The following is a 26,270-nucleotide window of genomic DNA, read 5'->3' as shown; positions in this document are numbered from 1 at the left end:
GAAATAGCTCCTCGAAGCGAAGAAAGACGGTGGTTCAAGCCGAGGCCCGGGGCGGCTCGGCGCCTGGCTGCAGCGCCAGTTGCATGAAGGTCAGGTCCAGCCAGCGGCCGAACTTGATGCCTACCTGGGGCATCTGCCCGGTGGTGACGAAACCCAGGCGCTCGTGCAAATGGATCGATGCCTGGTTGCCGCTTTCGATGGCGGCCACCATGACGTATTTGCCGCCCTCGCGAGCACGCTCGATGAGCGCCTGCATCAGCCGCGCGCCGAGACCTTTGCCGCGCTGGTCGTTGCGCACGTACACCGAGTGCTCGACGCTGTAGCGAAAGCCTTCGAAAGGTCGCCAGTCGCCGAAGGAGGCGTAGCCAGTGACCTCGCCTTGTTGCTCTGCCACCAGGATCGGATAACCCTGCGCCTGGCGCGCCTCGAACCAGGCCTGACGGTTGGCCAGGTCGACCGGCTTCTCGTTCCAGATCGCCGTGGTGTTGAGCACTGCATCGTTGTAGATCGCGCAGATCCCAGGCAGGTCGCGCTCGGTTGCATCACGAATCATGGCGTGCCTCAGGCGATGGGTTGATGGACGGTGACCAGTTTGGTGCCGTCGGGAAAGGTGGCTTCCACCTGGATCTCCGGGATCATTTCCGGAATACCTTCCATGACCTGTTCGCGGCTGAGCAGGGTGGTGCCGTAGTGCATCAATTGCGCCACCGTCTGGCCATCGCGGGCGCCTTCGAGCAGCGCCGCGGAGATCAGCGCCATGGCTTCCGGGTAGTTCAGCTTGAGGCCACGGGCCAGACGGCGCTCGGCTACCAGGCCGGCGGTGAAGATGAGCATCTTGTCTTTTTCGCGGGGTGTCAGGTCCATGGGTGTTCCTTCAGAACTTTGGTTGGCAGTGAGGGCCTCTTCGCGGCCACTGGCCGCTCCTACGGCTACCCGGCAGATCGCCTGTGGGCGTGGCCGGCTGCCGCAGGCAGGTATCCGGCAGATCGCCTGTGGGCGTGGCCGGCTGCCGCAAGCAGGTACCCGGCAGATCGCCTGTGGGCGTGGCCGGCTGCCGCAAGCAGGTACCCGGCAGATCGCCTGTGGGCGCGGCCGGCTGCCGCAGGCAGGTACCCGGCAGATCGCCTGTAGGAGCGGTCAGCGGCCGCGAAAGGGCTGGCAGATTCAATCAGGTGCTCCAGATCCGCGGGGCCAGCGCTTCGCGGCCGAGCACGGCCGGGCGCAGCATCTTCCACAGTTCTATCAGCCAGTCGCGCGCATGCAGTGCCTCGTCGGCCAGGCAGCGTGCCACCAGCAGCCCCGGCAACTGGCTGAGGTCGCCGCGTACGCGCGTCGGCAGTGTCCGGCAGCGTTCAAGCAGGGCCGGGTCGATCTCGCCGGTCACCAGCAAAGTGGCGAACACCGGCTTGCCTCCCAGGCCCACGGCCGAGTCGAGCAAGCCATCGTTGCCGATGATGCGCTGGCGTTCATGCCACAGCAGTTCGCCGTCTCGGCGAATTTCCAGCCGCGACTGAAAATGCCCCTGGTCGAAACGCTCGGCTGCCGCCGGTCGCCCTACGGCGACGATGTCCCAATAGAACAACCGGGCATCGCCCTGCAGGTGAATACGGGTATCCAGTTCGGCCTGGGCGGCACTGTAGACGATGGTCTCCTGGGGCAGCCATTCCAGCGTGGCGCCCGCGGCCACATGCAGTTCGGTGTTTTGACAGGCAGGGCTGTTGGCGCGGTACCACTTGGCCGCGCCCGGTGTGGTCAATTGCGCCCAGGCGTTGGCCTGCACCTGGGCGCTGATGTCCAGCCGATCGCCCCCGGCGATACCGCCAGGCGGATGCACGATGATGTGCTGGCACACCTCTGGCCCTTCGGCATAAAGGTGCTTCTGCACCCGCAACGGGCCGAAATGGCGGCGCAGGATCGGTCGCGTACTGTCGCCGAACCGCGCGTACCCCAGCTCCAGCCGGGCGTGCCAGCTGGGCGTGTAGGGCAGGGAAGTGACGGGTAGATTCATGGCCTTCATTCTTGTTCGGGTCGCGGCAGATTAAATGGTTACCAGGCCGCGTACACCCTCCGATTCCATGTTTTCACCCCGACCCTGCTGAACGATTTCACCGCGCGACATGACCAGGTACTGATCGGCCAGTTCGGCGGCGAAATCATAGAACTGCTCGACCAGCAATATCGCCATGTCGCCGCGCGCGGCCAATTGCTTGATCACCGCGCCGATCTCCTTGATCACCGACGGCTGGATGCCTTCGGTGGGCTCGTCGAGGATCAGCAGCCGTGGCCGGCTGGCCAGCGCCCGGCCGATTGCCAGTTGCTGCTGCTGCCCGCCGGACAGATCGCCACCGCGGCGGTGCTTCATCTGCAGCAGCACCGGAAACAGTTCGTAGATGAACGCCGGCACTTCGCGTGCCTCACTGCCGGGGAAGCGTGACAGCCCCATCAGCAGGTTTTCCTCGACCGTCAGGCGGCCGAAAATCTCGCGGCCCTGGGGCACGTAGGCGATGCCTGCATGCACCCGCTGGTGTGGCTTGAAGGCGGTGATCGGCTTGCCTTCCCAGGCCACGCTGCCTTGCTTGGCCGGAATCAGGCCCATCAGGCACTTGAGCAGGGTGGTCTTGCCGACGCCGTTACGCCCCAGCAGGCAGGTCACTTCGCCGATGTTCACAGCGAACGAGAGGCCGCGCAGGATGTGGCTGCCGCCGTAGTATTGGTGAAGCTGGTCGACTTGCAGCATAGGTTTTGTCCTTGTTCTTGCAGTGTCCGGGCGGGCTTCTTCGCGGCCGCTGACCGCTCCCACGGTCGATTACCGTAGGAGCGGTCAGCGGCCGCGAACGGACCTCAACGCCCCAGATAAACCTCGATCACCCGCTCATCGGCCTGCACCGCCTCGAGCGACCCTTCGGCCAGCACGCTGCCCTGATGCAGCACCGTCACATGGTCGGCAATCGAGCCGACGAAACCCATGTCGTGCTCGACCACCATCAATGAGTGCTTGCCGGCGAGGGTCTTGAACAGTTCGGCGGTGAATTCGGTTTCGGCATCGGTCATGCCCGCCACCGGCTCATCGAGCAGTAACAGCTGAGGGTCCTGCACCAGCAGCATGCCGATTTCCAGAAACTGCTTCTGGCCGTGGGACAGCAAGCCTGCCGGGCGATCGATCGACGCGCTCAGGCGAATGGTCTCCAGCACGTCGACGATGCGCTCATGCTGCTCGGCGCTCAGCCGCGCACGCAGGCTGGCCCAGACCGACTTGTCGGTCTTCTGCGCCAGCTCCAGATTCTCGAACACACTCAAGGCTTCGAACACGGTCGGCTTCTGGAACTTGCGGCCGATGCCGGCCTGGGCGATCTGCACCTCGCTCATGTGGGTCAGGTCCAGGGTTTCGCCGAACCAGGCCTTGCCCGCGGTGGGACGCGTCTTGCCGGTGATGACGTCCATCAGCGTGGTCTTGCCCGCGCCGTTGGGGCCGATGATGCAGCGCAGTTCGCCCACGCCGATGTACAGGTTGAGGTCGTTCAACGCCTTGAAACCATCGAAGCTGACGCTGATGTCCTCCAGGGTCAGGATGGTGCCGTGGCGGGTGTTCAGCCCCGGTCCGCTGGCCTGGCCCAGGCCGATGGCATCGCGGCTGGTGCCGGCGTCGCTGTTGGGGTCCAGCACCGGTTCGAGCATGAACTCGGCGGTCGCGGTGATTCTCATTGTTCACCCCTTTTCTTCAGCAGGCCGATCACGCCCTTGGGCAGGTACAAGGTCACGATGATGAACAGCGCGCCGAGGAAGAACAGCCAGTATTCGGGGAATGCCACGGTGAACCAGCTTTTCATGCCGTTGACGATGCCTGCACCCAGCAGTGGCCCGATCAGCGTGCCGCGTCCGCCCAGAGCTACCCAGACGGCGGCCTCGATGGAGTTGGTCGGCGACATCTCGCTGGGGTTGATGATGCCGACCTGCGGCACGTACAGCGCCCCGGCGAGGCCGCACAGCACCGCGCTGAGCACCCAGACGAACAGCTTGAAACCGCGCGGGTCGTAACCGCAGAACATCAAGCGGTTCTCGGCGTCGCGCAGTGCGGTCAACACCCTGCCGAACTTGCTGCGCGCCAGGCGCCAGCCCACGTACAGACTCAGAACCAGCAGCGCCACGGTGAGCAGGAACAGCACGGCACGGGTACCTTGGGAGGTGATGCTGAAGCCCAGGATGCTGCGGAAGTTAGTGAAGCCGTTGTTGCCGCCGAAACCCGTCTCGTTGCGGAAGAACAGCAGCATGCCGGCGAACGTCAGTGCCTGGGTCATGATCGAGAAGTACACGCCCTTGATCCGCGAACGGAAGGCGAAGAAACCGAACACCAGTGCCAGCAAGCCTGGGGCCAATACCGCCAGGCACATGGCCCAGAGGAAATGCTCGGTACCCACCCAGAACCAGGGCAGCTCGGTCCACGACAGAAACGTCATGAACGCCGGCAAGCCGTCACCGGCCGCCTCACGCATCAGGTACATGCCCATGGCATAGCCGCCCAGGGCGAAGAACAGCCCGTGGCCCAGCGACAGCAGGCCGGCGTAGCCCCAGACCAGGTCCAGCGCCAGGGCGACGATGGCATAGCAGAGGATCTTGCCGACCAGGGTCAGGGTGTAGGCCGAGACCTGCAAGCCGTTGCTGGTCGGCAGCAGTGACAGCAGCGGCAGGGCGATGAGGATCGACAGGATCACGACGCCGATGGCGAGGGTCACTTTCGGCCCGGCTTTCTGCGCAGCAGTGAGCATCAATGGCTGGTTCATCAGTCGATCACCCGTCCTTTCAGTGCGAAGAGGCCTTGCGGACGTTTCTGGATGAACAGAATGATCAGCGCGAGGATCAGGATCTTGCCGAGCACCGCACCGATCTGCGGTTCCAGGATCTTGTTGGCGATGCCCAGGCCGAACGCGGCGGACACGCTGCCGGCCAGTTGGCCGACGCCGCCCAGTACCACCACCAGGAAGGAATCGATGATGTAGCTCTGCCCCAGGTCGGGGCCGACGTTGCCGATCTGGCTCAGCGCCACGCCACCCAGGCCGGCAATGCCCGAGCCCAGGCCGAAGGCAAGCATGTCGACGCGGCCGGTGGGCACGCCGCAGCAGGCTGCCATGTTGCGGTTCTGGGTCACGGCGCGCACGTTCAGGCCCAGGCGGGTCTTGTTCAGCAGCAGCCAGGTCAGCACCACCACGGACAGGGCGAAAGCGATGATCACGATGCGGTTGTACGGCAGCACCAGGTTGGGCAGCACCTGCCAGCCGCCGGAGAGCCAGGCCGGGTTGGCCACTTCCACGTTCTGCGCACCGAAGATCAGGCGAATCGCCTGGATCAGCATCAGGCTGATACCCCAGGTCGCCAGCAGGGTTTCCAGGGGGCGTCCGTACAGGTGGCGGATGACGGTGCGTTCCAACACCATGCCGATCACAGCGGTAACGAAGAAGGCCACGGGCAGCGCGATCAGCGGGTAGTACTCGATGGCGCCTGGCGCCAGGCGCTGGACCAGCATCTGCACGACGTAGGTGGAGTAGGCGCCGAGCATGAGCATCTCGCCATGGGCCATGTTTATCACACCAAGCAGGCCGAAGGTGATCGCCAGGCCCAGGGCGGCCAGCAGCAGGATCGAACCCAGGGACATGCCGCTGAAGGCCTGCCCCAGGATGTCGCCGATCATCAGCTTGCGCTTCACTTGAACCAGGCTGGTCTCGGCAGCGGTGCGCACCGCCGTGTCCGCTTCGACACCGGGCGCCAACAGGTTTTCCAGACGGGTGCGCGCCAGTGGCTCGCCGGTTTCACCCAGCAGGCGTACCGCAGCCAGGCGCACGGCAGGTTCGGGATCGACCAGTTGCAGATTGGCCAGGGCCAGGGTCAAGGCGGTTTTCACCGTTTCGTCCTGTTCACCGGCGGTCTGCCGGTCGAGCAGTGGCAGTTGGCTGGGCTGCGCCGAGCGTTGCAGTTGCTGCGCGGCGGCCAAGCGTACCTGAGCATCGTTGCTCAGTAGTTGGTGGCTGGCCAGGGCGGTGTCCACCAGGCCGCGCAGACGGTTGTTGAGGCGCAACTTGCGCACCGGTTCGATGGCCGCGGCAGTGCCGTCGGCAGGAGTCATCTGGCCATTGGTTTCGATGAACGGTTTTTTCTCGGCATCGGCCGCCACTCGGCCGTCCTGAAGGGCGGTGAGCAAAGCCATCCGCGCCGGCTCGGGCTGCGCAGCCCAGGCTTCCAGCAGTCGAACCTGCTCGGCGGATGAAGCACCGGTAAAATCACTGGCGTCGTTGGCGCTCGCCACCATGGGCAAGAGCAGAACGACAGCGGTGAAGAATTTGATGAGGGACATGGCAAGTCCTTTGAATTGAAGGCAACACCCGCCCCCTTTGTGGGAGCGGTCATCGGCCGCGAAAAAAAAGCTGCGGTCTATCAGCTGCACTGCGATAGCCCTTCGCGGCCATAGACCGCTCCTACAGAAAACTCGCGGTCCACCGTAGGAGCGGTCATCGGCCGCGAAGAGAGCGCTGCGGTCTACCAGACGCACCGCGCCGCCCCTTCGCGGCCACGTGGATCAGTTGCTCTTCACCGCATGATCCGGCTTCTTGTCGTTGCCAGGAATGTACGGGCTCCATGGCTGGGCGCGGATCGGCTCCTTGGTCTGCCACACCACGTTGAACTGACCGTTGTCCTCGATCTCGCCGATCATCACCGGCTTGTGCAGGTGGTGGTTGGTCTTGTCCATGGTCAGCGTGTAGCCCGACGGCGCGGCGAAGGTCTGCCCGGCCATGGCCTCACGCACCTTGTCGACATCGGTGGATTTGGCCTGGTTGGCGGCCTGTGCCCACATGTTGATGCCCACGTAGGTCGCTTCCATCGGGTCATTGGTGACCACGGTGCCGGCGTTCGGCAGGTTCTTGGCCTTGGCGTAGGCTTTCCAGTCAGCAACGAACTTGGTGTTTTCCTTGTTCTCCACCGACTGGAAGTAGTTCCATGCCGCCAGGTTGCCCACCAGCGGCTTGGTGTCGATGCCGCGCAGCTCTTCTTCGCCGACCGAGAAGGCCACCACCGGTACGTCGGTGGCCTTCAGGCCCTGGTTGGCCAGTTCCTTGTAGAACGGCACGTTGGAGTCGCCGTTGACGGTGGAGATGACCGCAGTCTTGCCGCCTGCCGAGAACTTCTTGATGTTGGCGACGATGGTCTGGTAGTCCGAGTGACCGAACGGGGTGTAGACCTCTTCGATGTCCTTGTCGGCGACGCCCTTGGAGTGCAGGAAGGCGCGCAGAATCTTGTTGGTGGTGCGTGGGTAGACGTAATCGGTGCCCAGCAGGAAATAGCGCTTGGCCGCGCCACCGTCTTCGCTCATCAGGTATTCGACCGCCGGGATCGCCTGCTGGTTGGGCGCCGCACCGGTGTAGAACACGTTCGGCGACATCTCCTCACCCTCGTACTGCACGGGGTAGAACAGCAGGCCGTTGAGTTCTTCGAAGACCGGCAGCACCGACTTGCGCGACACCGACGTCCAGCAGCCGAACACCACGGCCACCTTGTCCTGAGTGATCAACTGCCGTGCCTTCTCGGCAAACAACGGCCAGTTGGACGCCGGGTCCACCACCACCGCCTCGAGCATCTTGCCATTGACGCCACCCTTGGCGTTGATCTGGTCGATGGTCATCAAGGCCATGTCTTTCAGCGAAGTCTCCGAGATAGCCATGGTGCCAGACAGCGAATGCAGGATGCCGACCTTGATGGTCTCGGCAGCCTGGATCGTCCAGGACAAACCCATGGCAGCGATCGATGCGGAAAGGGTGAACGCCTTGATCAAGCTACGACGCTTCATTGTGCAATCTCCATGTACGGAATGTCGTTCCGGTGCGGCAGGTGGGGACTTCTCGCTGGAGTATTGCAAGGGGTGTGCCGGAGTCGCGCAGGGGCGCAATACGTGCCGGTTGAGGTAAGGCAACGCAGCGGCGCGCACCGTGCTGGTGCTCGACTGGCAGGATGGTGCGCAGGGTTGAGTGGTATTGGTGCGCCGGACTACTTGCGCGACCCATCAGGCAGATCGCGTGCACCGCCGACGCGGCTTGCGCCGCTGCTACGGGATTGCGCGCACCGCCGACGCGGCTTGCGGTGCTGCTACGGGATCGCGTGCACCGCCGACGCGGCTTGCGGTGCTGCTACGGGAATGGGTGCACCGCCGACGCGGCTTGCGCCGCTGCTACGGGGACCGTGAATCCCCTGTAGCAGCGGCGCGAGCCGCGTCCGGGCGCACCGCAGATGTATGCAGGATGACTCAGACAGCTTCGACCGAAGGCCGCACCCGCAGCAGCACCCGATCCGCCACCCACACCAGCAGCAGGGACAGGCCCACCAGCGGAAACAGCACGCCCACCGCAACCATCACCCCGACCGCCACCTTCCATCGCGGCAGATCATGGCGCAGCGGCGGTACACCGAGCTTGCCCTGTGGCCGGCGCTTCCACCAGATCACCAGGCCGCTGACCGAACTGAGCAGGATCATCAGGCACACCAGCAACACGATGATCTGATTGACCGGGCCGAACATCTTGCCCTCGTGCAGCATCACGCCGGTTTCGGTAGCACGGGCGATCAGGCCGTACTGTGCCCAGCGCACATCGGCCAGAACCTGACCGCTGTACTGATCGATGTGCAGGGTCGCGTCGTTGCGTGGGTCGTCGGCGAATACCGCCACGGTGAACACGCCGCTCGCGGTGGTCGGCAAGGTGATGCTGTAGCCCGGCTCCACCTGCAATCGCGCCGCTGTATCGACCACGCTCTGCAGGCTGATCTGCGGCGCCGCCGGGGCATGCACGTGCTCGCCATGAGCCATGTGTTCGGCATGCGCGCCGCTGGACTGTGGCATCGGCGTGTGTTCCATGGCCCACGGCACGGTCTGCCGGTGGGCCTGGTTGAGTTTGCCAGCCTGCTCGTCGGAGGTGGGCATATCGTTCCACATGGCGGCAGGGAACTGGTTCCACAGCTGGGCATACTGCTTGCCCCAGAAACCGGTCCAGGTCATGCCGCTGAGCAGCATGACCAGCAGCAACGCCGCGCCCCAGAAACCGACTGCCGCATGGACATCGCGCCACAGCGCCCGGCCACGGCTGCGCCAGCGCGGCCAGAGCACGCCGCTGGCCGCGGTGCCGCGCGGCCACCACAGGTACAGGCCGGAGATCACCAGCACAATGCCCCAGCCGGCGGCCAGCTCTATCAGCCGGTCGCCGAGGGTGCCGATCATCAATTCGCCGTGCAGCGCCCTGGCCACCGCCTGCAGGTTCCACTTGGCATCCTGCGCGCCCAGCCATTCGCCGGTGTAGGGATTGACGAATACATTCAGTTCGCGGCCATCGGCATGGACCACGAACTGAGCGCTGCGCTCGGCGGTGCTGGGCGGCAGGTACTGGCCGATGGCACCACGCGGGTAGGCGTTGTGGGTTCGCACCAGCAATTCATCGGCGCTCAGGCGCTGCTCGGCCACCGGCACCACCAGCAGGTCACGGTACATCCAAGGGTCCAGCTGTGGCTTGAACAGGTAAATGATTCCGGTCAGCGCGAGCAGGATCATGAACGGCGCGACGAACAGCCCGGCGTAGAAATGCCAACGCCAGGCAAGGTTGTAGAAAGAGGTTTTCATGGAGAAGGCGTGTTCCGACTTATCGTGTACTCAACAAGGCCCCATGCGCTGCCCGTCCCCTTCCACAGGTCAACCGCGCTCCCGCGCGGGAGCGAGCCTTGCCTGCGAAGACATTCGCAGGATCAGCAACGCCCACTGTGGGAGCGGGGCGGGCGGCGAGCCTTCTACCCGCGAAGAGGCCCGCGTTGACAACGCACAAGCGTGTGTATGTTTGGCGTGGAAGCTCAAACCAACGCAGGCGGCGCTCGCGTGCGCGCGCCGAGGAACACCGCCTGTGTAGCGTGCCCCGCGCGGGGCTCGGCCATGAATACACTGTGCGGGCGCTGCGCATTCGCCCCCGCAATGGCCAGCGCCTGAGGCAGCGCTGGGCAATGGAAGAACAGGCTGCAGTAACCGCACTTTTCCATCAGTGCGTGCAGGTCGCCGCCGCTCGCGCCGCTGCCATGGTGCTCGCCGTGAGCTGCGTGGTCCATGGCGGGCATGTCGATGGCGGGCATGGCGCTGCCCAGCGCCACGCCGGACATCCTGTGGTCCATCGGCATGGATTGGGAAATCAGCGGGCCGATGAATATCATCAGCATCGCGAACAGGCTGATCCAGCTGGCGCGCGCCTTGGCAGACGGCGTGGAAGGAGGGCGTTTGGCGCTCAGCGCATTCATTCAGTCAATGCGCATGCTCGGTGGTCTCTTCCTGCGCGGGCGCCTGCTTGAGCACCTGTACCTCCACCACGAAATCACCGGCCTTGGCAAAGTGCAGCGTCACGGGAAAGTGCTGGCCGGCCTGCAATGGGCTGCTCAGCTTGAGATCCAGCAGCATCACGTGAAACGCCATCGGCGCGAAGACCGCGTGGCCGCTCGCCGGAACGGTGACACCCTGGACCTGCTGCATTTTCATCATGCCGTCCTGGTTGATGTGCTGATGCAACTGCGCCTCTGCGGCGATGGGCGTGTCGACGCTGGTCAGCGTGTCGTCGTCGAGCCCGCGGTTGCGCAGCTCGAAGTACACCGCCGCTGTCGGCGAGCCGGGTGGCAGTTCCTGGGACCAGGGTTCGACGATGAGCAGGTCACCCGCCTTGTATTGACGGACGTCGCCTTGCGCGGCGGCAGCGAGCAGCATGAGCACACAGGCAGACCAGAACCTTTTCATCGCAGACACCCCGATACGAAAGCCGCCATTGTAGCAGCGGCGCGAGCCGCGTCGGCGGCATACCAAATAAATCTGGTCCACCGCGCAAACCGCATCATCAGGCACCGCAATACCCTGTAGCAGCGGCGCAAGCCGCGTCATCAGGCACCGCAATACCCTGTAGCAGCGGCGCAAGCCGCGTCATCAGGCGCCGCGATTCATCTGCACCAGCAATGAGGCCGCATCCATGAACATGCGATCCACCGCGGGCAGCGCCGGGCGCTTGAGCACCAACACCGGCAACCCCATCTCCCGCGCCACCTGCAGCTTGGGTTCGGTCGCGCCGCTGCCGCTGTTCTTGCTGACCAGCACGTCGATCCGGCGGCTGGCAAACAAAACGCGTTCGTCGTCCAGACAAAAGGGACCACGGGCGCCGATGACCTCGCATTGCGCCGTGCCTGGGTAGGGGTCCAGCGCCCGCAGGGTCCAATGCTGATGCGGCGGGATCTCGTGGAGGTGCTGCAGAGGTTCGCGACCCAGGGTAAACAGTGGTCGCTGGAACGGTGCCAGCGCCTGCACCAGTTCAGTCCAGTCGACCACCTCTCTCCAGTCGTCACCCGCCTGAGGCGCCCAGGCCGGACGGCGCAAGGCCCAGCACTCGATGCCGGCCACGCCCGCCGCCTTCGCCGCATTGGCGCTGATCTGCGCCGCATAGGGATGAGTCGCGTCCACTAGCAGCGTAATGCCCTCGCCACGAATGTAGGCTGCCAGCCCTTCGGCACCGCCATACCCACCGACGCGCACCTGACAGCGCAGGTCGGTCGGCACGCGGCCCACGCCCGCCAGGCTGTAGACATGTTCAGGCCCCAGGGTCCGCGCGATCGCCAGGGCCTCGGTCACGCCACCCAGCAGCAGGATGCGCTTCATGGACTCACCCCCGCCTGCCCGACGATCCCGCCCTGGCGATCGATGGCGAACACCTCCACCTGAACCCGATCCTGTACCACGCTGCGAGCGAATTGCCAGGCATGGCGGCAGACCTCATCGCCCAGCTTCACGCCCTCGGCATGGGCCAGGGCCAAGGCTTGCTGGCTGGTGTTGGCCGCGCGAATCCGCGTTTGCAGGTCACTGCCTGCGCCGACGTCGCTGGCCCAACCCGCCAGCTGTGCAAGATCGATACTCGAATGACGACTGTGCAGGTCCATGTGTCCGGCCGCCAGCTTGCTGATCTTGCCGAAACCGCCGCACAGGCTGAGTTTGTCCACGGGCACCTTGCGCAGGTGTTTGAGTACCGCACCGACGAAGTCGCCCATCTCGATCAGGGCGATCTCGGGCAACGCGTAGACCTGGCGCATGGTGTCCTCGCTGGCGTTGCCGGTGCACGCGGCGATGTGCCGGTAGCCGTTGGTGGTCGCCACATCGATACCTTGATGAATGGAAGCGATGTAAGCGGCGCACGAGAACGGCCGCACGATACCGCTGGTGCCCAGGATCGACAGCCCGCCGAGGATGCCCAGGCGCGGGTTCATGGTCTTGAGCGCCAGGCCAGCGCCGTTCTCGACGTTGACGGTAACCTCGAAGCCGCCGCCGTAGCCATGTTCCTCGGCCAAGCGCACCAGGTGCTCGCCGATCATCCGCCGCGGCACCGGATTGATCGCCGGCTCACCGACACCCAGCACCAGCCCTGGCCGGGTGACCGTGCCTACGCCGACGCCAGCCACGAAATGGATGCCGGGCTCATCGAGCAGACGCACCTGGGTGTACAGCAAGGCGCCGTGGGTCACATCCGGATCATCGCCGCCATCCTTGAGCGTACCGGCTTCAGCGCCGTCGGCATTCAGCCGGCAGAACTCCAGGCGCATCGACACCTGCTTGCCCTTGGGCAACACGATATGCACCGCATCGCTGGCGCCACCGCCGAGCAACAGGCGCGCGGCGGCCAGGCTGGTGGCCGTGGCGCAACTGCCGGTGGTCAGGCCGCTGCGCAGTGGTGCCGGCTGTTCCGCTGTTTCTTCACGCATCGAGGGGTTTGACCGCTTCGAGCAGGGTGATCGGCAACGCTTGGCGCCAGGTGTCGAACTCGCCCAACGGGCAGGCCTGGGCAATGTGCAGGCGGGTCAGTTCGCCGCCGTGGTGCTCGCGCCACTGCACCAGCGCCAGTTCGCTTTGCAGCGTGACCGCGTTGGCCACCAGACGGCCACCGGGTTTGAGCGCCGCCCAGCAGTCGGCCAGGACGTTTTCGCGGGTGACGCCACCGCCGATGAAGATCGCGTCGGGCGTGGCCAGCTCGGCCAGGGCCTGAGGCGCCCGACCGCGCACCAGCTGCAGGCCCGGCACGCCGAGGGCATCGCGGTTGTGTTCGATCAAGGCCTGGCGGCCCTCGTCGGATTCGACCGCGATGGCGCGGCAACTGCGGTGGGCACGCATCCATTCGATGCCGATCGAGCCACAGCCGGCACCGACGTCCCACAGCAACTCGCCCGGCTGGGGTGCCAGGCGTGCCAGGGTCACCGCGCGAATGTCACGCTTGGTCAGTTGGCCATCGTGGCGAAAGGCAGTGTCGGGCAGGCCGGCCAGGGGAGACAGCCGCGGAGCGTCCGGGCTTGCCTGGCATTCGAGGGCGATCAGGTTGAGCGCGGCGATCTCGCTGAAGTCATCGTTGGCGGTACCGTCGATACGACGTTCGCCGGGCCCCCCCAGGTGTTCGAGCACGGTCATGCGGCTGGCACCGAAGCCGCGCTCGCGCAGCGACCGTGCAACGGCTTGCGGGCTTGCCCCATCGTTGCTCAAGACCAACAGGCGCTGGCCGCTGTACAGGTGCGCGGCGAGCGCCGCGACCGGACGGGCGACCACCGACAGGGTCACCACGTCTTGCAGGGCCCAGCCCAGACGAGCAGCGGCCAGAGAGTAGGAGGACGGCGAGGGCAATACGTGCATCTGCGCAGCCGGGACCTGCCGCGCCAGGCTCGCGCCGACGCCATAGAGCATCGGATCACCGCTGGCCAGCACGCAGACCGCCTCGCCGGGCTCGGACAGTACCGCATCGAGGCTGAACGGACTGGGCCAGGCGACGCGGGTACCGACGATACAGCGCGGCAGCAGTTCGAGCTGGCGTGGCGAGCCGACGATGCGCCGCGCGCTCAACAACGCACGTCGCGCCTGTTTGCCCAGGCCCGCAAATCCGTCTTCACCGATACCTACCAGGGTCAGCCAGGCCGACATGAATATTCCTCATACAAAACTATTCCGACGGGCAGACTTTTCATGCCTTCGGCCAAAGCAGGCATAATACCGCGCCTTACCCATTCCAGTGGTTTTTCGCGCGTGTCCGGTGCCCCTTTGAACAAGACTTCGAACGTTGTCCGCCCCTCGGCGTGTCCGGGGTTGCTGCGTATCGTGCAGGCATTGGACGGAGGGATCTGCCGTATCAAACTCGCCGGCGGCGAACTGGGTGCGGACCAGGCCGAGGCCGTCGCCGAAGCCGCCGAGCGGTATGCCGGGGGAACGATCGAGGCGACCAACCGCAGCAATCTGCAGATTCGAGGTATCGGTGAACGTCATCAGGCCTTGATCGAGCACTTGCTGCAGGCTGGCTTGGGTCCACGGGACGCGGCCGGTGACGATGTGCGCAATGTCATGCTCGGCCCCACCGCCGGCATCGACCCCCGCCAGGTCGTCGACACGCGCCCACTGGCGGCCCAGGTCATCCACAGCCTGGAAACCGAGCCGCGCTTTCATGCGCTGTCGGCCAAGTTCGCCGTGCAGTTGCACGGCGGCGAGCGCCTGGCGATGCTCGAGCATCACCACGACCTGTGGCTGTCGGCCTTCGAACGCGATGGGCAGTGCTGGTGGGCGTTCGGCCTGGCCGGCTGTCCCGGGCGCGACCCTGCCGTGGGCGCCGTGCCTTTCGAGCAAGGCCATGCCTTGGTGGTGGCGGTGTTGGACCGCTTTCTCGAACTGGCGCGCCCTGAACACACGCGAATGCGCGATCTGCTTGCCGACGCCGTCTTCGCAGGCACAGGGCTCAGCCGCCCGCCTCGCTCCCACAGGATCCTCGTCGCTGATACCACCATGCCAGCCCCCACAGCCAAGGCAGGCAAGATTGCTGCACCAGTGGGAGCGGGCTCTGCCCGCGAAGAGGCCGCCACTGACACTACCCAGGCATTCCTCAGCACCCTGGGTCTGCCTGTTTGCCCTGCACCACTTGGCAGGCCGCTGGCCACCTTCAAACTGGGCATCCAGCCACAGCGCCAACCGGGCCTGAGCTTCATCTGCACCCTGGTCCCTCTGGGACGGCTGACCCCAGCGATGCTGCGCGGCGCCGCCCAGCTCGCTCGCGAACACGGCAACGGCACCCTGCGCATGACCCCGTGGCAGGGCCTGCTGCTACCTGACCTGCGCGATCCCGAACCCGTGCTCCAGGCCCTGACCCAGCTGGGCTTCATCACCGGGCTGCAACAGCCCTTGGCGGCCATGATCGCCTGCACGGGCGCCAGCGGCTGTGCCAAGGGCCTGGCCGACACCAAGGCGGATGCCGTTCGCCTCGCCGCTTTGCTGCCTGCGCGGGCGCCGCTGAGCGTACATCTGAGCGGCTGCCCACGTTCATGCGCCGCGGCCCATGTCGCCCCGGCGACCCTGCTGGCCAGTAGCGCCGGCCATTATGACCTGTATCTGCGCGACGCCGAACGACCCGGATTCGGGACTCTGCTCGCGCGCCATCTTTCACTGGATGCGGCCGCTGCCCTGCTGCGCGACCGCTCACGGAGCGACACCCATGATTGACTACATCCGCGATGGTCAGGAGATCTATCGCAATTCCTTCGCCATCATTCGTGCCGAAGCGAAGCTGGATCAGATCCCCGCAGACCTGGAAAAGCTCGCCGTACGGGTCATTCACGCCTGCGGCATGGTCGATGTCGTGCAGGACCTGCGCTTCTCGCCCGGCGCCGGCAAAGCCGGCCGCGACGCCCTCGCCGCCGGCGCGCCGATCCTGTGCGACGCGCGCATGGTCGCCGAAGGCATCACCCGCGCCCGACTGCCTGCGAACAACCAGGTGATCTGTACCCTCAAGGACGACAGCGTGCCAGCCCTTGCCCAAGCCTTGGGCAACACCCGCTCGGCGGCTGCGCTGGAGCTGTGGCGGCCCCATCTGCAAGGCTCGGTCGTGGTCATCGGCAATGCGCCGACCGCGCTGTTCCACCTGCTCGACATGATCGATGCCGGCGCGCCCAAGCCCGCCTTGATCCTCGGCTTTCCAGTCGGTTTCGTCGGCGCGGCCGAGTCCAAGGCCATGCTGGCGGCGGACAGCCGTGGCGTGCCGTTCGTCATCGTCGAAGGCCGCAAGGGTGGCAGTGCCATGGCCGCCGCCGCGGTCAATGCACTGGCCACGGAGGTCGAGTGATGCAACCGCGTGGCCGTCTGCTGGGACTGGGCGTAGGCCCGGGCGATCCCGAACTGATCACCGTCAAGGCGCTGCGCCTGTTGCGCGAGGCGCCGGTGGTGGCCTATTTCGTCGCCAAGGGCAAGAAGGGCAATGCCTTCGGCATCATCGAGGGCCACCTGCAGGCTCTGCAAACCTTGCTGCCGCTGGTCTACCCGGTGACCACCGAAGCACTGCCAGCGCCGCTGTCCTACGAGCACGTCATCAGCGATTTCTACGACACCGCCAGCCTGGACGTCGCCGCGCACCTGGATGCCGGCCGTGACGTGGCGGTGATCTGCGAGGGCGATCCGTTCTTCTATGGCTCCTACATGTACCTGCACGACCGGCTCGCCGAGCGCTATGAAGCCCAGGTGATCCCTGGCGTCTGTTCGATGCTCGGCGGTGCTTCGGTGCTGGGCGCACCCTTGGTGTATCGCAACCAGAGCCTCTCGGTGCTCTCGGGCGTGCTGCCGGCGGACGACCTCAAGCGTCGCCTGGCCGACGCCGACGCCGCCGTGATCATGAAGCTGGGCCGCAACTTTCCCAAGGTCCGCCAGGTGCTGATCGAACTGGGTCTGGCCGAGCGCGCCCTGTATGTCGAGCGCGCCACCATGGCCAACCAGAAGATCGTCCCCCTGGCCGAGGTCGATCCGACCTCGTCGCCCTATTTTTCCTTGATCATCGTTCCGGGTGAGAGGTGGCAAGGCTGATGAACGCCCCAGCAATCGTCATTCTCGGCAGCGGCGCCCTGACCACCGCGCGGCGCCTGCAGCAACTCTATCCACAGGCGCTGATCCACGGCCTGGTCGAGCGCGTGACCGGTGTCGAGCGCAGTTATCAGGACTTCGGCGCTACCCTGCGTCAGTTGTATCGGCAGAACACCCCGATCATTGCCCTGTGCGCGGCGGGCATCGTCATCCGCTGCCTGGCGCCGCTCCTGCTGGAGAAGGGCGCCGAACCGCCGGTGCTGGCCGTGGCCGAAGATGGCAGCGCGGTGGTGCCGCTTTTGGGTGGCCTGGCCGGGGTCAACGTGCTGGCTCGCGAGATTGGCGCAGGCCTGGGAATTGCGGCTGCGATCACCACCAGCGGCGAGCTGCGCTTCGGTACCTGCCTGCTCAACCCGCCCAGCGGCTATGCCCTGGCCGATCTGGAACTGGGCAAGCGCTTCGTTTCCGACCTGCTCGCCGGTGAGCAGGTGCGCGTCGAAGGCGCCGCGCCCTGGCTGGCCGACGCACGGCTGCCCGAAGACGCACAGGCGCGCCTGGCCATTCATGTTGGCAGCGAGGCGCGGGCACCGGTTGCCCACGAACTGCTCATCCATCCGCGCAACGTGCTGGTGGCGGTGAATTCAGCGTTGCCCCATTTGGCGGAGGCCGTGCGTGACGCACTGCAGGGCCGTCGTATTGCCCTGCCATCACTGGCGTGCCTGCTGGCGGACGAGGGCGCCATGGCCGATTCTGCGCTGCACGATGCTGCCGCCGACTTGGGCGTGCCGCTGCGGTTTGCCCCGGCGCAAGGCTCGCTGGTGCAGATGGCCGGCCACGCGGTGCCGCAGTCGTCGCCCGTGGCGATCGGCGAACACATGGCAGTCGCCATGGCCGAGCAGCCACTGGACCTGTCGGGCATTGGCCGGCCGCGCGGACGTCTGGCCGTCATCGGCCTGGGCCCCGGCGCCGCCGACCTCATGGTCCCGGCGGTCAAGACAGAGCTGGCGCGTGCCAACGACATTCTGGGCTACGAGACCTACGTGCGCATGGCCGGCCCGTTCCGCGCCGATCAGGTGCTGCACTGCACCGACAATCGCGAAGAGATGCAGCGTGCCCGGCACGCCTTCGAATTGGCCGCTCAGGGTCGCTCGGTGGTGGTGGTATCGTCCGGTGACCCCGGCGTGTTCGCCATGGCAGCTGCGGTGCTGGAGGCGCTGCACGAATCCGCCGACCCGAGTTGGCACGCGGTAGAGCTGCAGATGCTGCCAGGCGTCTCGGCCTCCCTGGCCACGGCGGCCCAGGCCGGCGCACCGCTGGGCCATGATTTTTGCGTATTGTCGCTGTCCGACAATCTCAAACCCTGGGCCATCATCGAGAAGCGCCTGGACCTGGCCTGTCAGGCTGATCTGGCCCTGGCGTTCTACAACCCGATTTCCCGCTCGCGGCCGTGGCAACTGGGCAAGGCGCTGGACATCGTCCGCCTGCATCGCACGCCTGCCACCCCCGTCGTGTTGGGCCGCGACATCGGCCGTCCCGGCCAGACCTTGCGGGTCATCACGCTGGGCGAGCTGACGCCTGAGCAGGTGGACATGCGCACCATGGTGCTGGTGGGTTCTTCCACCACCTGCACCTTCGCCAAGGCCGCGGGCGGCACCTGGGTATACACCCCACGCTGGTACGGCACCAAGCCCTGATCTACAAACGAACACCAACCGCCGCCGAACGCCCCCTGTAGCAGCGGCGCAAGCCACGTCCGCCCGCACCGCGCATTTCCTGACGTACCGCGTATGACGCCGACGCGGCTCGCGTCAGCCCTGTAGCAGCGGCGCAAGCCGCGTCCGGCTGCACCGCGCATTTCCTGACGTACCGCGTGTGACGCCGACGCGGCTCGCGCCGCTGCTACGGGGTCAGGGGGTTTTCAACGGGGGGGATGATGGCCTCGCGCTCTGAGGCCCAGTGCTCCACCAGTTCGCGCAATTGCGACATTTCGATCGGCTTGGCCATATGCCCGTCCATGCCGGCCTGGCGCGCCTGCTCCTTGTGCTCGCTGAGAATATGCGCGGTCAGCGCCACCACCGGTGTGCGCACGCGCTGGTTGCCCATTTCCCAGGCACGCAACTGACGGGTCGCCGAGAAGCCGTCGAGAATCGGCATTTCACAGTCCATCAGCACCAGGTCGTAACGCTGGGCCTTCATCGCCTTCAGCGCTTCCTCGCCATTGCTGGCCGTGTCGGGATGCAGGTTGAGCTTGCCGAGCATGCCGCGGATCACCTTGGTGGAAATGTTGTTGTCTTCGGCCACCAGAATACGAAAGTCACCTGGCACATCGATAGGCGCCAGGTGGGCGGCAGCGAGTGGCGGTGCCTCGCTTTCTCCACGATGGCTGAGCTCGTCGGCCAGGGTGGTCTTGAGGGTGTACCCTGCCACCGGTTTGGCCAGGATGCGCTTGATCCCGGCATTGCGAGCGACCACCTTGCTCGGCGCATTGCTGATACCGGTAAGCATGATCAACAGAATGTCGTGGTTCAGGCTTGGATCTTCCTTGATCTTCGCGGCCAGCTGCATGCCGGTCATGCCGGGCATGTTCTGGTCCAGCAAGACCACGTCGAAATAGTCACGCAGGTGCGCCTTGGTTCGCAGCAAGGCCAAGGCCTCCTTGCCCGACGGCACGGAGCTGACATTCAGGCCCCAGGCACTGCACTGCTGCACCAGTACCTTGCGGCAGGTCTCGTTGTCGTCGACCACCAGCACCCGCGCGTTCTTGAGCGGCAGGTCGAGGTCCGAAGAGGGCTGCTCGAGGCGTTGCGGATCCAGCGGCAGGGTCAGCCACAGGGTGCTGCCATGCTCACTGCCGCTCTTGATGCCGAAATCTCCCTTCATCAACAGCACCAGTTGGCGGGCGATCACCAGCCCCAGGTGCCCGCTCAGGCGGTTGCCGTCGAGCAGGTTGGTACTGCGCAATTCGGTGTGCAGCAGCGCTTCGCGTTCGGCGCCGGGCATTGGTTCGCCACTGTCCTGCACGGCGATGCGCAGGCGTGGGGTGGCGCTGCGCTGGTCGAGCGCCACCACCAGCAGGATCTCGCCCTGGTCGGTCTTCTTCAGCGCGTTGTCCAGCAGGCTCAGCAGCGCCTGGCGCAGGCGTGTCGGATCACCACTGATGACTCGCGGAACCTGGGGCTGGGTAAAACTGATCAACTCGATGTTCTGCTGCTCGGCCTTGGCGCGAAAGATGTTCAGGCAGTCTTCGATCAGGGCGTGCAGGTCGAACTGCACATCGTCCAGCTCGATCTGCCCGGATTCGATCTTGGAGATGTCGAGGATCTCGTTGATCAGACCGAGCAGCTCGTTGCCGGCACTGTGGATGGTCTGCACGTAGTCGCGTTGCTTGACCGACAGCGGTGTGCCCAGCAACAGTTCGGTCATGCCCAGGACGCCGTTCATGGGGGTGCGGATCTCGTGGCTGAGCTTGGCCAGGAATTCCGCCTTGGCGTTGATCTCGGCAGTGCTGGCCGCCAGTTGCCGGCTGGCGCTGAAGCGATCCTCGCTGATGCTGCGCAGGCGCTGGGTCAGCGCGGCGTTGAGGATCACCCCGCCCACCATGGCAAACCCGAGCAAGGTGAAAATCAGCCACTGCGAAGGTGTGCGGGTCAGGCCCAGCAGCGCCGGCAACACCACCAGGCAACCCAGGTTGCACACCAGCAGCCCCAGGCAGAAGGTGCGTGCCGGGCGATAGCCCTGCAGCCAGTGCCAGATGCCGATCATCAGCATGGTCATGCTGGTCAGGGCCAGCAGGCCGTAGGCGAAGAAGTTGAACGGCAGGCCGTCGATGAACAGCAACAACAGCCCACACAGGGCGATCAGGGCAACCTCGGCCTTGATGATGCGGTTGGAGCGCTGATGGCCGCGTACGGCAAAGAAACGCAGGCAGAACATCAGCCCGGTCATCGATGCCAGCAGCAGCGCGCTGTAGGCGGCGGGTGTACGCGCTGCCGGCCACAGCGAAACCCAGGGCCCGGTGAAGTTGAACAGGATCAGGGCAGAGGCCAGCAGGCAGGCCTGGGAGCAGGCCAGCCACAGGCTGCTGCTGGAGCGGCGATGGGCGAAGCACATCAGGTTGTGCAGGATGAGCATGGCAACGCAGCCCAGCAGCAGACCGAACAGCAACGGCTCCCGTTGATCGGCGGCCGCTGCGGAAGAGGATTGCAGAACGATGCTGGGGCGGATCTGGTGTTCGGAGGCGATACGCAGGTACACGTCGAGATGTTTCTGGCTCACCGGCAAGGTCAGCAGATGGTCGCTGCTGGCCAGCGGCGCCTCGGTGTTGGCATCGGTGTCCGACGACACACGTCTGATCAGCGTGTCGGCGTCGAGCACATAGAAATCCAGGGCTTTCAGGTCAGGGCAGAAAATACGCAGCAACAATTCCTGGTCGGTCGGCGGCAGGCGATAGTGCAGCCACAACGCGCCGTTGGGCCCGGCCGCGTTGACCTGGCGCAGTTGCACCGGGGCGAACTGGTTCTGGAAGCGTTCGGAGCGCACGTCGCCCAACTGCAGCCGGCCGTCTTCGTCCATCAACATCGACCAGCCGCCCACCGACTCTGCCTGGGCGCCGAGCACACAGAGCAGGGCCAGCAGGCCGGCGGTGAATCCTATGGCAGTCCTGAGCCAGCGCAAGGCGAAATCCCTTCGTAGATGAATGCCTGATTATAGCCGCGTGCGCCATGAAACGTGTGTCGGGGGCTTGAAGCCCCCGACAGTCACCACGCTTATTTGCCGCTTTCGCGGGCAATGGCCCGGTAGCCGATGTCATGGCGATAGAAACAACCCTGCCAATCGATCTTCGCGGCCAGCGCATAGGCCTGGCGCTGCGCGGCGCCGACGCTGTCGCCCAGTGCCGTGGCGCACAGCACGCGACCCCCTGCGGTGACGACCTGGCCGTCCTTGAGTGCGGTGCCGGCATGGAACACCTTGCCGGTCTCGGCAGCCGCTGCGTCCAGGCCGCCGATCGCATCACCCTTGGCATAGTCACCCGGATAGCCACCCGCCGCCAGCACGATGCCGACGCTGGGCCGTGGGTCCCACTGCGCCTCGACCTTGTCCAGCGCCTGGGCGAAAGCCGCTTCGATCAGCAGGATCAGGCTCGACTGCAGGCGCAGCATGACCGGCTGGGTTTCAGGGTCGCCGAAACGGCAGTTGAACTCGATGACCTTGGGGTTGCCGGCCTTGTCGATCATCAGCCCGGCATAGAGAAAACCGGTGTAGACATTGCCTTCGTCCGCCATGCCGCGCACAGTCGGCCAGATGACCTGATCCATGACCCGCTGGTGAACCTCGGCGGTCACCACCGGAGCAGGGGAGTACGCCCCCATGCCGCCGGTGTTCGGGCCGCTGTCGCCGTCGCCAACGCGCTTGTGGTCCTGGCTGGTGGCCATGGGCAGCACGTTCTTGCCGTCGACCATGACGATGAAACTGGCTTCCTCGCCGTCGAGGAACTCTTCGATGACCACCCGCGAGCCGGCGTCACCGAAGGCGTTGCCGGCGAGCATGTCGCGTACGGCGTCTTCGGCCTCCTGCAGGGTCATGGCAACGATCACGCCCTTGCCCGCGGCCAGACCATCGGCCTTGATCACGATCGGCGCACCTTTTTCACGCAGGTAAGCCAGTGCCGGTTCGATCTCGGTGAAATTCTGGTAATCGGCGGTGGGAATCTTGTGCCGCGCCAGGAAATCCTTGGTGAAGGCTTTCGAGCCTTCGAGTTGGGCCGCGCCCGCGGTGGGGCCGAAACAGTCCAGGTTGCGCGCGCGGAACAGGTCGACCACGCCAGCCACCAGCGGCACTTCGGGGCCGACGATGGTCAGCGAAACGTTCTGTTCGGCGAAGTCCGCCAGTTGCTCCAATGCCAGCACGTCGATAGCGACGTTCTCGCACTTGGCCTCGGTGGCGGTACCGGCATTGCCCGGTGCCACGAACACTTTCTGGACCCGTGGGTCCTGGGCGACTTTCCAGGCCAGCGCATGCTCGCGCCCGCCGCTGCCAATGATCAATACGTTCATGGTTCAAAACCTCGGTAAAGCGGAATTCTAAGGGTGTTCGCGGTATGCCGCGCAACGGCCTGACGCGGCTCGCGCCGCTGCTGAAGGGGCGGCGTACCCGTGAAACATCACGGTAGGAGGCCGCAGCTTCAATGCGGCCGTCGCCGAATCAGTGGCGGAAGTGGCGCATGCCGGTAAACACCATGGCGATGCCGGCTTCGTCAGCGGCCGCAATCACCTCGGCATCGCGCATCGAGCCGCCCGGTTGGATCACGGCGGTGATGCCCACCTTGGCGGCATTGTCCAGGCCGTCGCGGAACGGGAAGAACGCATCCGACGCCATGACCGAGCCCTGCACCTGCAGGCCGGCATGTTCAGCCTTGATCGCTGCGATGCGCGCCGAATTCACCCGGCTCATCTGCCCGGCACCGACGCCGATGGTCTGGCGGTTCCTGGCGTAAACGATGGCGTTGGACTTCACGTACTTGGCGACTTTCCAGGCGAAGATCAGGTCATGGATTTCCTGCTCGCTGGGCGCCCGGCGGGTCACTACCTTGAGGTCATCGGCACCGATCATGCCGATATCCCGGCTCTGCACCAACAGACCGCCGTTCACCCGCTTGTAGTCCCATGCCTCGGCACGCTCGGCCGACCATTGCCCACACGCCAACAGGCGCACATTGGCCTTGGCCGCCACGATGGCGCGGGCTTCCTCGCTGACGCTCGGGGCAATGATCACTTCGACGAACTGACGCTCGACGATGGCCTTGGCAGTGGCCGCGTCCAGCTCGCGGTTGAAGGCAATGATGCCGCCGAACGCCGATTCGGTATCGGTGGCGTAGGCCAGTTCGTAGGCCTGACGGATGCCGCCCTCGGCGTCCGGGCACACGGCCACGCCGCAGGGGTTGGCATGCTTGACGATGACGCAGGCTGGCTTGACGAAGCTCTTCACGCATTCCAGGGCGGCGTCGGTATCGGCCACATTGTTGTAGGACAGCTCCTTGCCCTGCAGCTGGGTTGCCGTGGCAATGCCCACTTCGGCCGGCTGCGCCTCCACATAGAATGCCGCTTTCTGGTGCGGGTTCTCGCCGTAGCGCATCTCCTGCGCCTTGACGAACTGGCTGTTGAAGGTCCGCGGAAACTCGCCGCGGCCTTCGGTGCCCAGGCGCTCGCCGGTCTGGTCGATGGTGCCCATGTAGTTGGCGATCATGCCGTCGTACGCGGCGGTATGTTCGAACGCCTTGAGCATCAGGTCGAAGCGCTGCGCGTAGGTCAGGCCGCCGGCCTTGAGCCCGGCCAGCACTTGGGCATAGTCACCGGCGTTGACCACGATGGCCACGTCCTTGTGGTTCTTCGCCGCCGAACGGACCATGGTCGGCCCGCCGATGTCGATGTTCTCGATGGCCGTGGCCAGGTCGCAGCCAGGCTTGGAAATCGTCGCCTGGAAGGGGTAGAGGTTGACCGCCACCAGATCGATCGGCTGGATGCCGTGCTCGGCCATGATCGCGTCGTCGGTACCGCGGCGGCCGAGGATGCCGCCATGGATCTTCGGATGCAGGGTTTTCACGCGGCCGTCCATCATCTCGGCGAAGCCGGTGTAGTCGGCCACTTCCACGGCGGCCACGGCGTTGTCGCGCAGCAGCTTGAAGGTACCGCCGGTGGACAGGATCTCGACGCCAAGGGCTTCCAGTTCGCGGGCGAATTCAACGATTCCGGTCTTGTCGGAAACGCTGATCAAGGCGCGGCGGATCGGCAGGCGGGTGGTCTGGTCGGTCATCACGATTTCCATCTTCAAAGCGTAGAAGTCAACAAAAAAGGCGAACCGCTGGGTCGCCTTTTCTGGTTTGAATGCTTCGGTTACAGCAGGTCGTACTGCTTGAGTTTCTTGCGCAGGGTGCCTCGATTCAGGCCCAGCATCTCGCTGGCCTTGGTCTGGTTGCCCTTGACGTGGTTCATGACGCTTTCAAGCAGGGGAGCTTCGACTTCGGACAGCACCAGGTTGTACACGTCCGTGACGGAGGCGCCTTCGAGGTGGGCAAAGTAGTTGTGCAACGCCTTCTCGACACTGCCGCGCAGGGTCTGGCCCTCTTCGCTCGGCGTGTTCAGATGCTGCTTGAGGTTTACATTGTCGCTCACAGGCGTTGTTCCACTCACTAAAGTCTCGCTCATCATCGTCATGCGGCCACCTCTTTCGCGTCCCTTTCACCAAGGCTTCTATAGCGCTCGCCGAAAAACTCGCGAACGTTGGCGCATTGCTCTTGCGTCTCTTGCAGCCCATTGAAATGGCTGCGAAATTCACGCCCGCCAGGCTGTGTACACAGGTACCAGCCAACATGCTTGCGGGCGATGCGCACGCCCATCACATCACCGTAAAAGGCGTGCAGGGCCTGCAGATGTTCCAGCAGAATGCTTTCCACTTCACTCAACTGCGGTGCCGGCAGCAGCTCGCCGGTGCGCAGGTAATGCTCGATCTCCCGGAAGATCCAGGGCCGACCCTGGGCCGCGCGCCCTATCAGCAGGCCGTCGGCACCGGTCGCCTGCAGTACCTGCCGGGCCTTGTGCGGTGAATCGATGTCGCCGTTGGCGAAGACCGGGATGGACACCGCCTGCTTGATCGCAGCGATGGTGTCGTATTCGGCTTCGCCGGTGTAGAGGTCGGCGCGTGTGCGACCGTGCACCGCCAACGCGGCAATGCCCGACTGCTCGGCAATCTTTGCAACAGCGATGCCATTGCGGTTGGAGCGGTCCCAGCCTGTGCGAATCTTCAAGGTCACCGGTACATCCACGGCGGCCACCACAGCTTCCAGAATCTGCGCCACCAGCGCTTCATCCTTGAGCAAGGCAGACCCCGCCGCCTTGTTGCACACCTTCTTCGCCGGGCAGCCCATATTGATATCGATGATCTGCGCCCCGGCCTCCACGTTCGCCCGTGCCGCCTGGGCCAGCATCTGCGCGTCCCCTCCGGCGATCTGCACCGAGCGTGGCTCGGGATCGCCCTCGTGGACCATGCGCAGACGGGACTTGCGGCTGTTCCACAGGCTCATGTCGCTGGTGACCATTTCCGACACCACCAGGCCTGCGCCCAGGCGTTTGCACAACTGACGAAAGGGCTGGTCGGTAACCCCGGCCATGGGAGCCAGGATCAGCGAGTTGCTCAAGGTGTATGGGCCGATGCGTACCGCCGACATAGGACTTCCCTGTTGTGGGGCCGGATCATGAGAGTTCGAAAAAGGGTTGGCATAATACCCGCTCTCGATGACGGGTTAAAGATAGATTTGGATAAAATCTGAACAGTTATCTGCCCGCGCGGACAGCTTTGAACGGGCGCAGTCCACCCT

General features: G+C 65.1%; 23 protein-coding genes. 4 read left to right on the top strand and 19 right to left on the bottom strand.

From position 1 onward, the window contains the following. Positions 1-34 precede the first annotated feature (34 nt). The 14 genes from IFT75_RS16340 to cbiE form a co-directional block, all read right to left on the bottom strand. Positions 35-553, bottom strand: a complete 519-nt coding sequence (locus tag IFT75_RS16340) for a GNAT family N-acetyltransferase (protein WP_192055726.1) — start codon at positions 551-553, stop codon at positions 35-37. 8 nt (positions 554-561) lie between these two features. Beyond that, a complete protein-coding gene (locus tag IFT75_RS16335) occupies positions 562-864 on the bottom strand; it encodes an urease subunit gamma (RefSeq protein WP_049861996.1) in 303 nt (100 codons plus the stop codon). Positions 865-1,168: 304 nt separating this feature from the next. Further along, positions 1,169-2,008: an urease accessory protein UreD gene (locus IFT75_RS16330; protein ID WP_192055724.1), complete on the bottom strand. Its 840-nt coding sequence runs from the start codon at positions 2,006-2,008 to the stop codon at positions 1,169-1,171. Positions 2,009-2,038: 30 nt separating this feature from the next. After that, positions 2,039-2,737, bottom strand: a complete 699-nt coding sequence (gene urtE, locus IFT75_RS16325; RefSeq protein ID WP_122480328.1) for an urea ABC transporter ATP-binding subunit UrtE — start codon at positions 2,735-2,737, stop codon at positions 2,039-2,041. A gap of 104 nt (positions 2,738-2,841) precedes the next feature. After that, positions 2,842-3,702 carry an urea ABC transporter ATP-binding protein UrtD gene (gene urtD / locus IFT75_RS16320; RefSeq protein ID WP_192055723.1) on the bottom strand — a complete coding sequence of 287 codons (861 nt, stop codon included), beginning with the start codon at positions 3,700-3,702 and terminating at the stop codon, positions 2,842-2,844. Further along, positions 3,699-4,778: an urea ABC transporter permease subunit UrtC gene (urtC, locus tag IFT75_RS16315; RefSeq protein WP_192055721.1), complete on the bottom strand. Its 1,080-nt coding sequence runs from the start codon at positions 4,776-4,778 to the stop codon at positions 3,699-3,701. Before urtC ends, urtD begins: the two co-directional genes overlap by 4 nt. After that, entirely contained in the window at positions 4,778-6,343 is a 1,566-nt protein-coding gene (gene urtB / locus IFT75_RS16310; RefSeq protein WP_192055718.1) for an urea ABC transporter permease subunit UrtB, read from the bottom strand. The genes urtC and urtB overlap by 1 nt, the downstream gene beginning before the upstream one ends. A 222-nt stretch (positions 6,344-6,565) precedes the next feature. Further along, complete coding sequence (gene urtA / locus IFT75_RS16305; protein ID WP_122480324.1) at positions 6,566-7,831, bottom strand: urea ABC transporter substrate-binding protein; 1,266 nt, start codon at positions 7,829-7,831, stop codon at positions 6,566-6,568. A gap of 453 nt (positions 7,832-8,284) precedes the next feature. Continuing rightward, entirely contained in the window at positions 8,285-9,646 is a 1,362-nt protein-coding gene (locus tag IFT75_RS16300; protein ID WP_192055717.1) for a PepSY-associated TM helix domain-containing protein, read from the bottom strand. Positions 9,647-9,870: 224 nt separating this feature from the next. Next, on the bottom strand, positions 9,871-10,305 hold the full coding sequence (locus IFT75_RS16295; RefSeq protein WP_192055715.1) for a DUF2946 domain-containing protein: 435 nt from the start codon (positions 10,303-10,305) through the stop codon (positions 9,871-9,873). Between the two features lie 4 nt (positions 10,306-10,309). Next, the gene (locus IFT75_RS16290) at positions 10,310-10,792 is read right to left on the bottom strand and encodes a copper chaperone PCu(A)C (protein WP_446731079.1); all 483 of its coding nucleotides are present in this window, start codon (positions 10,790-10,792) and stop codon (positions 10,310-10,312) included. A 183-nt stretch (positions 10,793-10,975) separates the two neighbouring features. After that, a complete protein-coding gene (locus IFT75_RS16285; protein WP_192055713.1) occupies positions 10,976-11,698 on the bottom strand; it encodes a cobalt-precorrin-6A reductase in 723 nt (240 codons plus the stop codon). Beyond that, on the bottom strand, positions 11,695-12,792 hold the full coding sequence (locus IFT75_RS16280; protein WP_192055711.1) for a cobalt-precorrin-5B (C(1))-methyltransferase: 1,098 nt from the start codon (positions 12,790-12,792) through the stop codon (positions 11,695-11,697). Before IFT75_RS16280 ends, IFT75_RS16285 begins: the two co-directional genes overlap by 4 nt. Next, positions 12,785-13,993, bottom strand: coding sequence for a precorrin-6y C5,15-methyltransferase (decarboxylating) subunit CbiE (cbiE, locus tag IFT75_RS16275; protein WP_192055710.1), 1,209 nt, complete (start codon positions 13,991-13,993; stop codon positions 12,785-12,787). Before cbiE ends, IFT75_RS16280 begins: the two co-directional genes overlap by 8 nt. 42 nt (positions 13,994-14,035) lie before the next feature. Here cbiE and cobG point away from each other — a divergent pair, with 42 nt between their 5' ends. Genes cobG through cobJ form a run of 4 tightly spaced genes read left to right on the top strand, consistent with a single transcriptional unit; the run spans position 14,036 to position 18,594 of the window. Next, positions 14,036-15,553, top strand: a complete 1,518-nt coding sequence (gene cobG / locus IFT75_RS16270) for a precorrin-3B synthase (protein ID WP_244652772.1) — start codon at positions 14,036-14,038, stop codon at positions 15,551-15,553. Continuing rightward, positions 15,546-16,172 (top strand): precorrin-8X methylmutase, encoded by a 627-nt coding sequence (locus tag IFT75_RS16265; protein WP_122796485.1) that lies wholly within the window; start codon positions 15,546-15,548, stop codon positions 16,170-16,172. The genes cobG and IFT75_RS16265 overlap by 8 nt, the downstream gene beginning before the upstream one ends. Next, the gene (locus tag IFT75_RS16260) at positions 16,172-16,903 is read left to right on the top strand and encodes a precorrin-2 C(20)-methyltransferase (protein ID WP_192055706.1); all 732 of its coding nucleotides are present in this window, start codon (positions 16,172-16,174) and stop codon (positions 16,901-16,903) included. The genes IFT75_RS16265 and IFT75_RS16260 overlap by 1 nt, the downstream gene beginning before the upstream one ends. Further along, on the top strand, positions 16,903-18,594 hold the full coding sequence (cobJ, locus tag IFT75_RS16255; protein WP_192055705.1) for a precorrin-3B C(17)-methyltransferase: 1,692 nt from the start codon (positions 16,903-16,905) through the stop codon (positions 18,592-18,594). Before IFT75_RS16260 ends, cobJ begins: the two co-directional genes overlap by 1 nt. A gap of 205 nt (positions 18,595-18,799) precedes the next feature. Here the strand turns inward: cobJ and IFT75_RS16250 are convergent, their stop codons facing one another. From IFT75_RS16250 to dusB, 5 genes are all read right to left on the bottom strand, one after another. Continuing rightward, positions 18,800-21,574: a hybrid sensor histidine kinase/response regulator gene (locus IFT75_RS16250; RefSeq protein ID WP_192055703.1), complete on the bottom strand. Its 2,775-nt coding sequence runs from the start codon at positions 21,572-21,574 to the stop codon at positions 18,800-18,802. A 92-nt stretch (positions 21,575-21,666) separates the two neighbouring features. Next, a complete protein-coding gene (gene purD / locus IFT75_RS16245; protein ID WP_122480313.1) occupies positions 21,667-22,953 on the bottom strand; it encodes a phosphoribosylamine--glycine ligase in 1,287 nt (428 codons plus the stop codon). Between the two features lie 148 nt (positions 22,954-23,101). Next, positions 23,102-24,709, bottom strand: a complete 1,608-nt coding sequence (purH, locus tag IFT75_RS16240) for a bifunctional phosphoribosylaminoimidazolecarboxamide formyltransferase/IMP cyclohydrolase (protein ID WP_122480312.1) — start codon at positions 24,707-24,709, stop codon at positions 23,102-23,104. Between the two features lie 80 nt (positions 24,710-24,789). Continuing rightward, a complete protein-coding gene (gene fis / locus IFT75_RS16235) occupies positions 24,790-25,110 on the bottom strand; it encodes a DNA-binding transcriptional regulator Fis (protein ID WP_049861977.1) in 321 nt (106 codons plus the stop codon). Next, positions 25,107-26,120, bottom strand: a complete 1,014-nt coding sequence (dusB, locus tag IFT75_RS16230; RefSeq protein WP_192055701.1) for a tRNA dihydrouridine synthase DusB — start codon at positions 26,118-26,120, stop codon at positions 25,107-25,109. The genes fis and dusB overlap by 4 nt, the downstream gene beginning before the upstream one ends. Positions 26,121-26,270 lie beyond the last annotated feature (150 nt).

The organism is Pseudomonas sp. CFBP 8758, assembly GCF_014841725.1.
GTDB classification, from domain to species: Bacteria; Pseudomonadota; Gammaproteobacteria; order Pseudomonadales; family Pseudomonadaceae; genus Aquipseudomonas; species Aquipseudomonas baltica.
Note: the sequence above shows the minus strand (reverse complement) of the source record. Positions and strands in the feature narration are given on the sequence as shown.

Coding starts and splice junctions, on each gene's coding strand:
- IFT75_RS16340 (WP_192055726.1), bottom strand. CDS start 553: ATGATTCGTGATGCAACCGAGCGCGACCTGCCTGGGATCTGCGCGATC.
- IFT75_RS16335 (WP_049861996.1), bottom strand. CDS start 864: ATGGACCTGACACCCCGCGAAAAAGACAAGATGCTCATCTTCACCGCC.
- IFT75_RS16330 (WP_192055724.1), bottom strand. CDS start 2,008: ATGAATCTACCCGTCACTTCCCTGCCCTACACGCCCAGCTGGCACGCC.
- urtE (WP_122480328.1), bottom strand. CDS start 2,737: ATGCTGCAAGTCGACCAGCTTCACCAATACTACGGCGGCAGCCACATC.
- urtD (WP_192055723.1), bottom strand. CDS start 3,702: ATGAGAATCACCGCGACCGCCGAGTTCATGCTCGAACCGGTGCTGGAC.
- urtC (WP_192055721.1), bottom strand. CDS start 4,778: ATGAACCAGCCATTGATGCTCACTGCTGCGCAGAAAGCCGGGCCGAAA.
- urtB (WP_192055718.1), bottom strand. CDS start 6,343: ATGTCCCTCATCAAATTCTTCACCGCTGTCGTTCTGCTCTTGCCCATG.
- urtA (WP_122480324.1), bottom strand. CDS start 7,831: ATGAAGCGTCGTAGCTTGATCAAGGCGTTCACCCTTTCCGCATCGATC.
- IFT75_RS16300 (WP_192055717.1), bottom strand. CDS start 9,646: ATGAAAACCTCTTTCTACAACCTTGCCTGGCGTTGGCATTTCTACGCC.
- IFT75_RS16295 (WP_192055715.1), bottom strand. CDS start 10,305: ATGAATGCGCTGAGCGCCAAACGCCCTCCTTCCACGCCGTCTGCCAAG.
- IFT75_RS16290 (WP_446731079.1), bottom strand. CDS start 10,792: ATGAAAAGGTTCTGGTCTGCCTGTGTGCTCATGCTGCTCGCTGCCGCC.
- IFT75_RS16285 (WP_192055713.1), bottom strand. CDS start 11,698: ATGAAGCGCATCCTGCTGCTGGGTGGCGTGACCGAGGCCCTGGCGATC.
- IFT75_RS16280 (WP_192055711.1), bottom strand. CDS start 12,792: ATGCGTGAAGAAACAGCGGAACAGCCGGCACCACTGCGCAGCGGCCTG.
- cbiE (WP_192055710.1), bottom strand. CDS start 13,993: ATGTCGGCCTGGCTGACCCTGGTAGGTATCGGTGAAGACGGATTTGCG.
- cobG (WP_244652772.1), top strand. CDS start 14,036: ATGCCTTCGGCCAAAGCAGGCATAATACCGCGCCTTACCCATTCCAGT.
- IFT75_RS16265 (WP_122796485.1), top strand. CDS start 15,546: ATGATTGACTACATCCGCGATGGTCAGGAGATCTATCGCAATTCCTTC.
- IFT75_RS16260 (WP_192055706.1), top strand. CDS start 16,172: ATGCAACCGCGTGGCCGTCTGCTGGGACTGGGCGTAGGCCCGGGCGAT.
- cobJ (WP_192055705.1), top strand. CDS start 16,903: ATGAACGCCCCAGCAATCGTCATTCTCGGCAGCGGCGCCCTGACCACC.
- purD (WP_122480313.1), bottom strand. CDS start 22,953: ATGAACGTATTGATCATTGGCAGCGGCGGGCGCGAGCATGCGCTGGCC.
- purH (WP_122480312.1), bottom strand. CDS start 24,709: ATGACCGACCAGACCACCCGCCTGCCGATCCGCCGCGCCTTGATCAGC.
- fis (WP_049861977.1), bottom strand. CDS start 25,110: ATGACGATGATGAGCGAGACTTTAGTGAGTGGAACAACGCCTGTGAGC.
- dusB (WP_192055701.1), bottom strand. CDS start 26,120: ATGTCGGCGGTACGCATCGGCCCATACACCTTGAGCAACTCGCTGATC.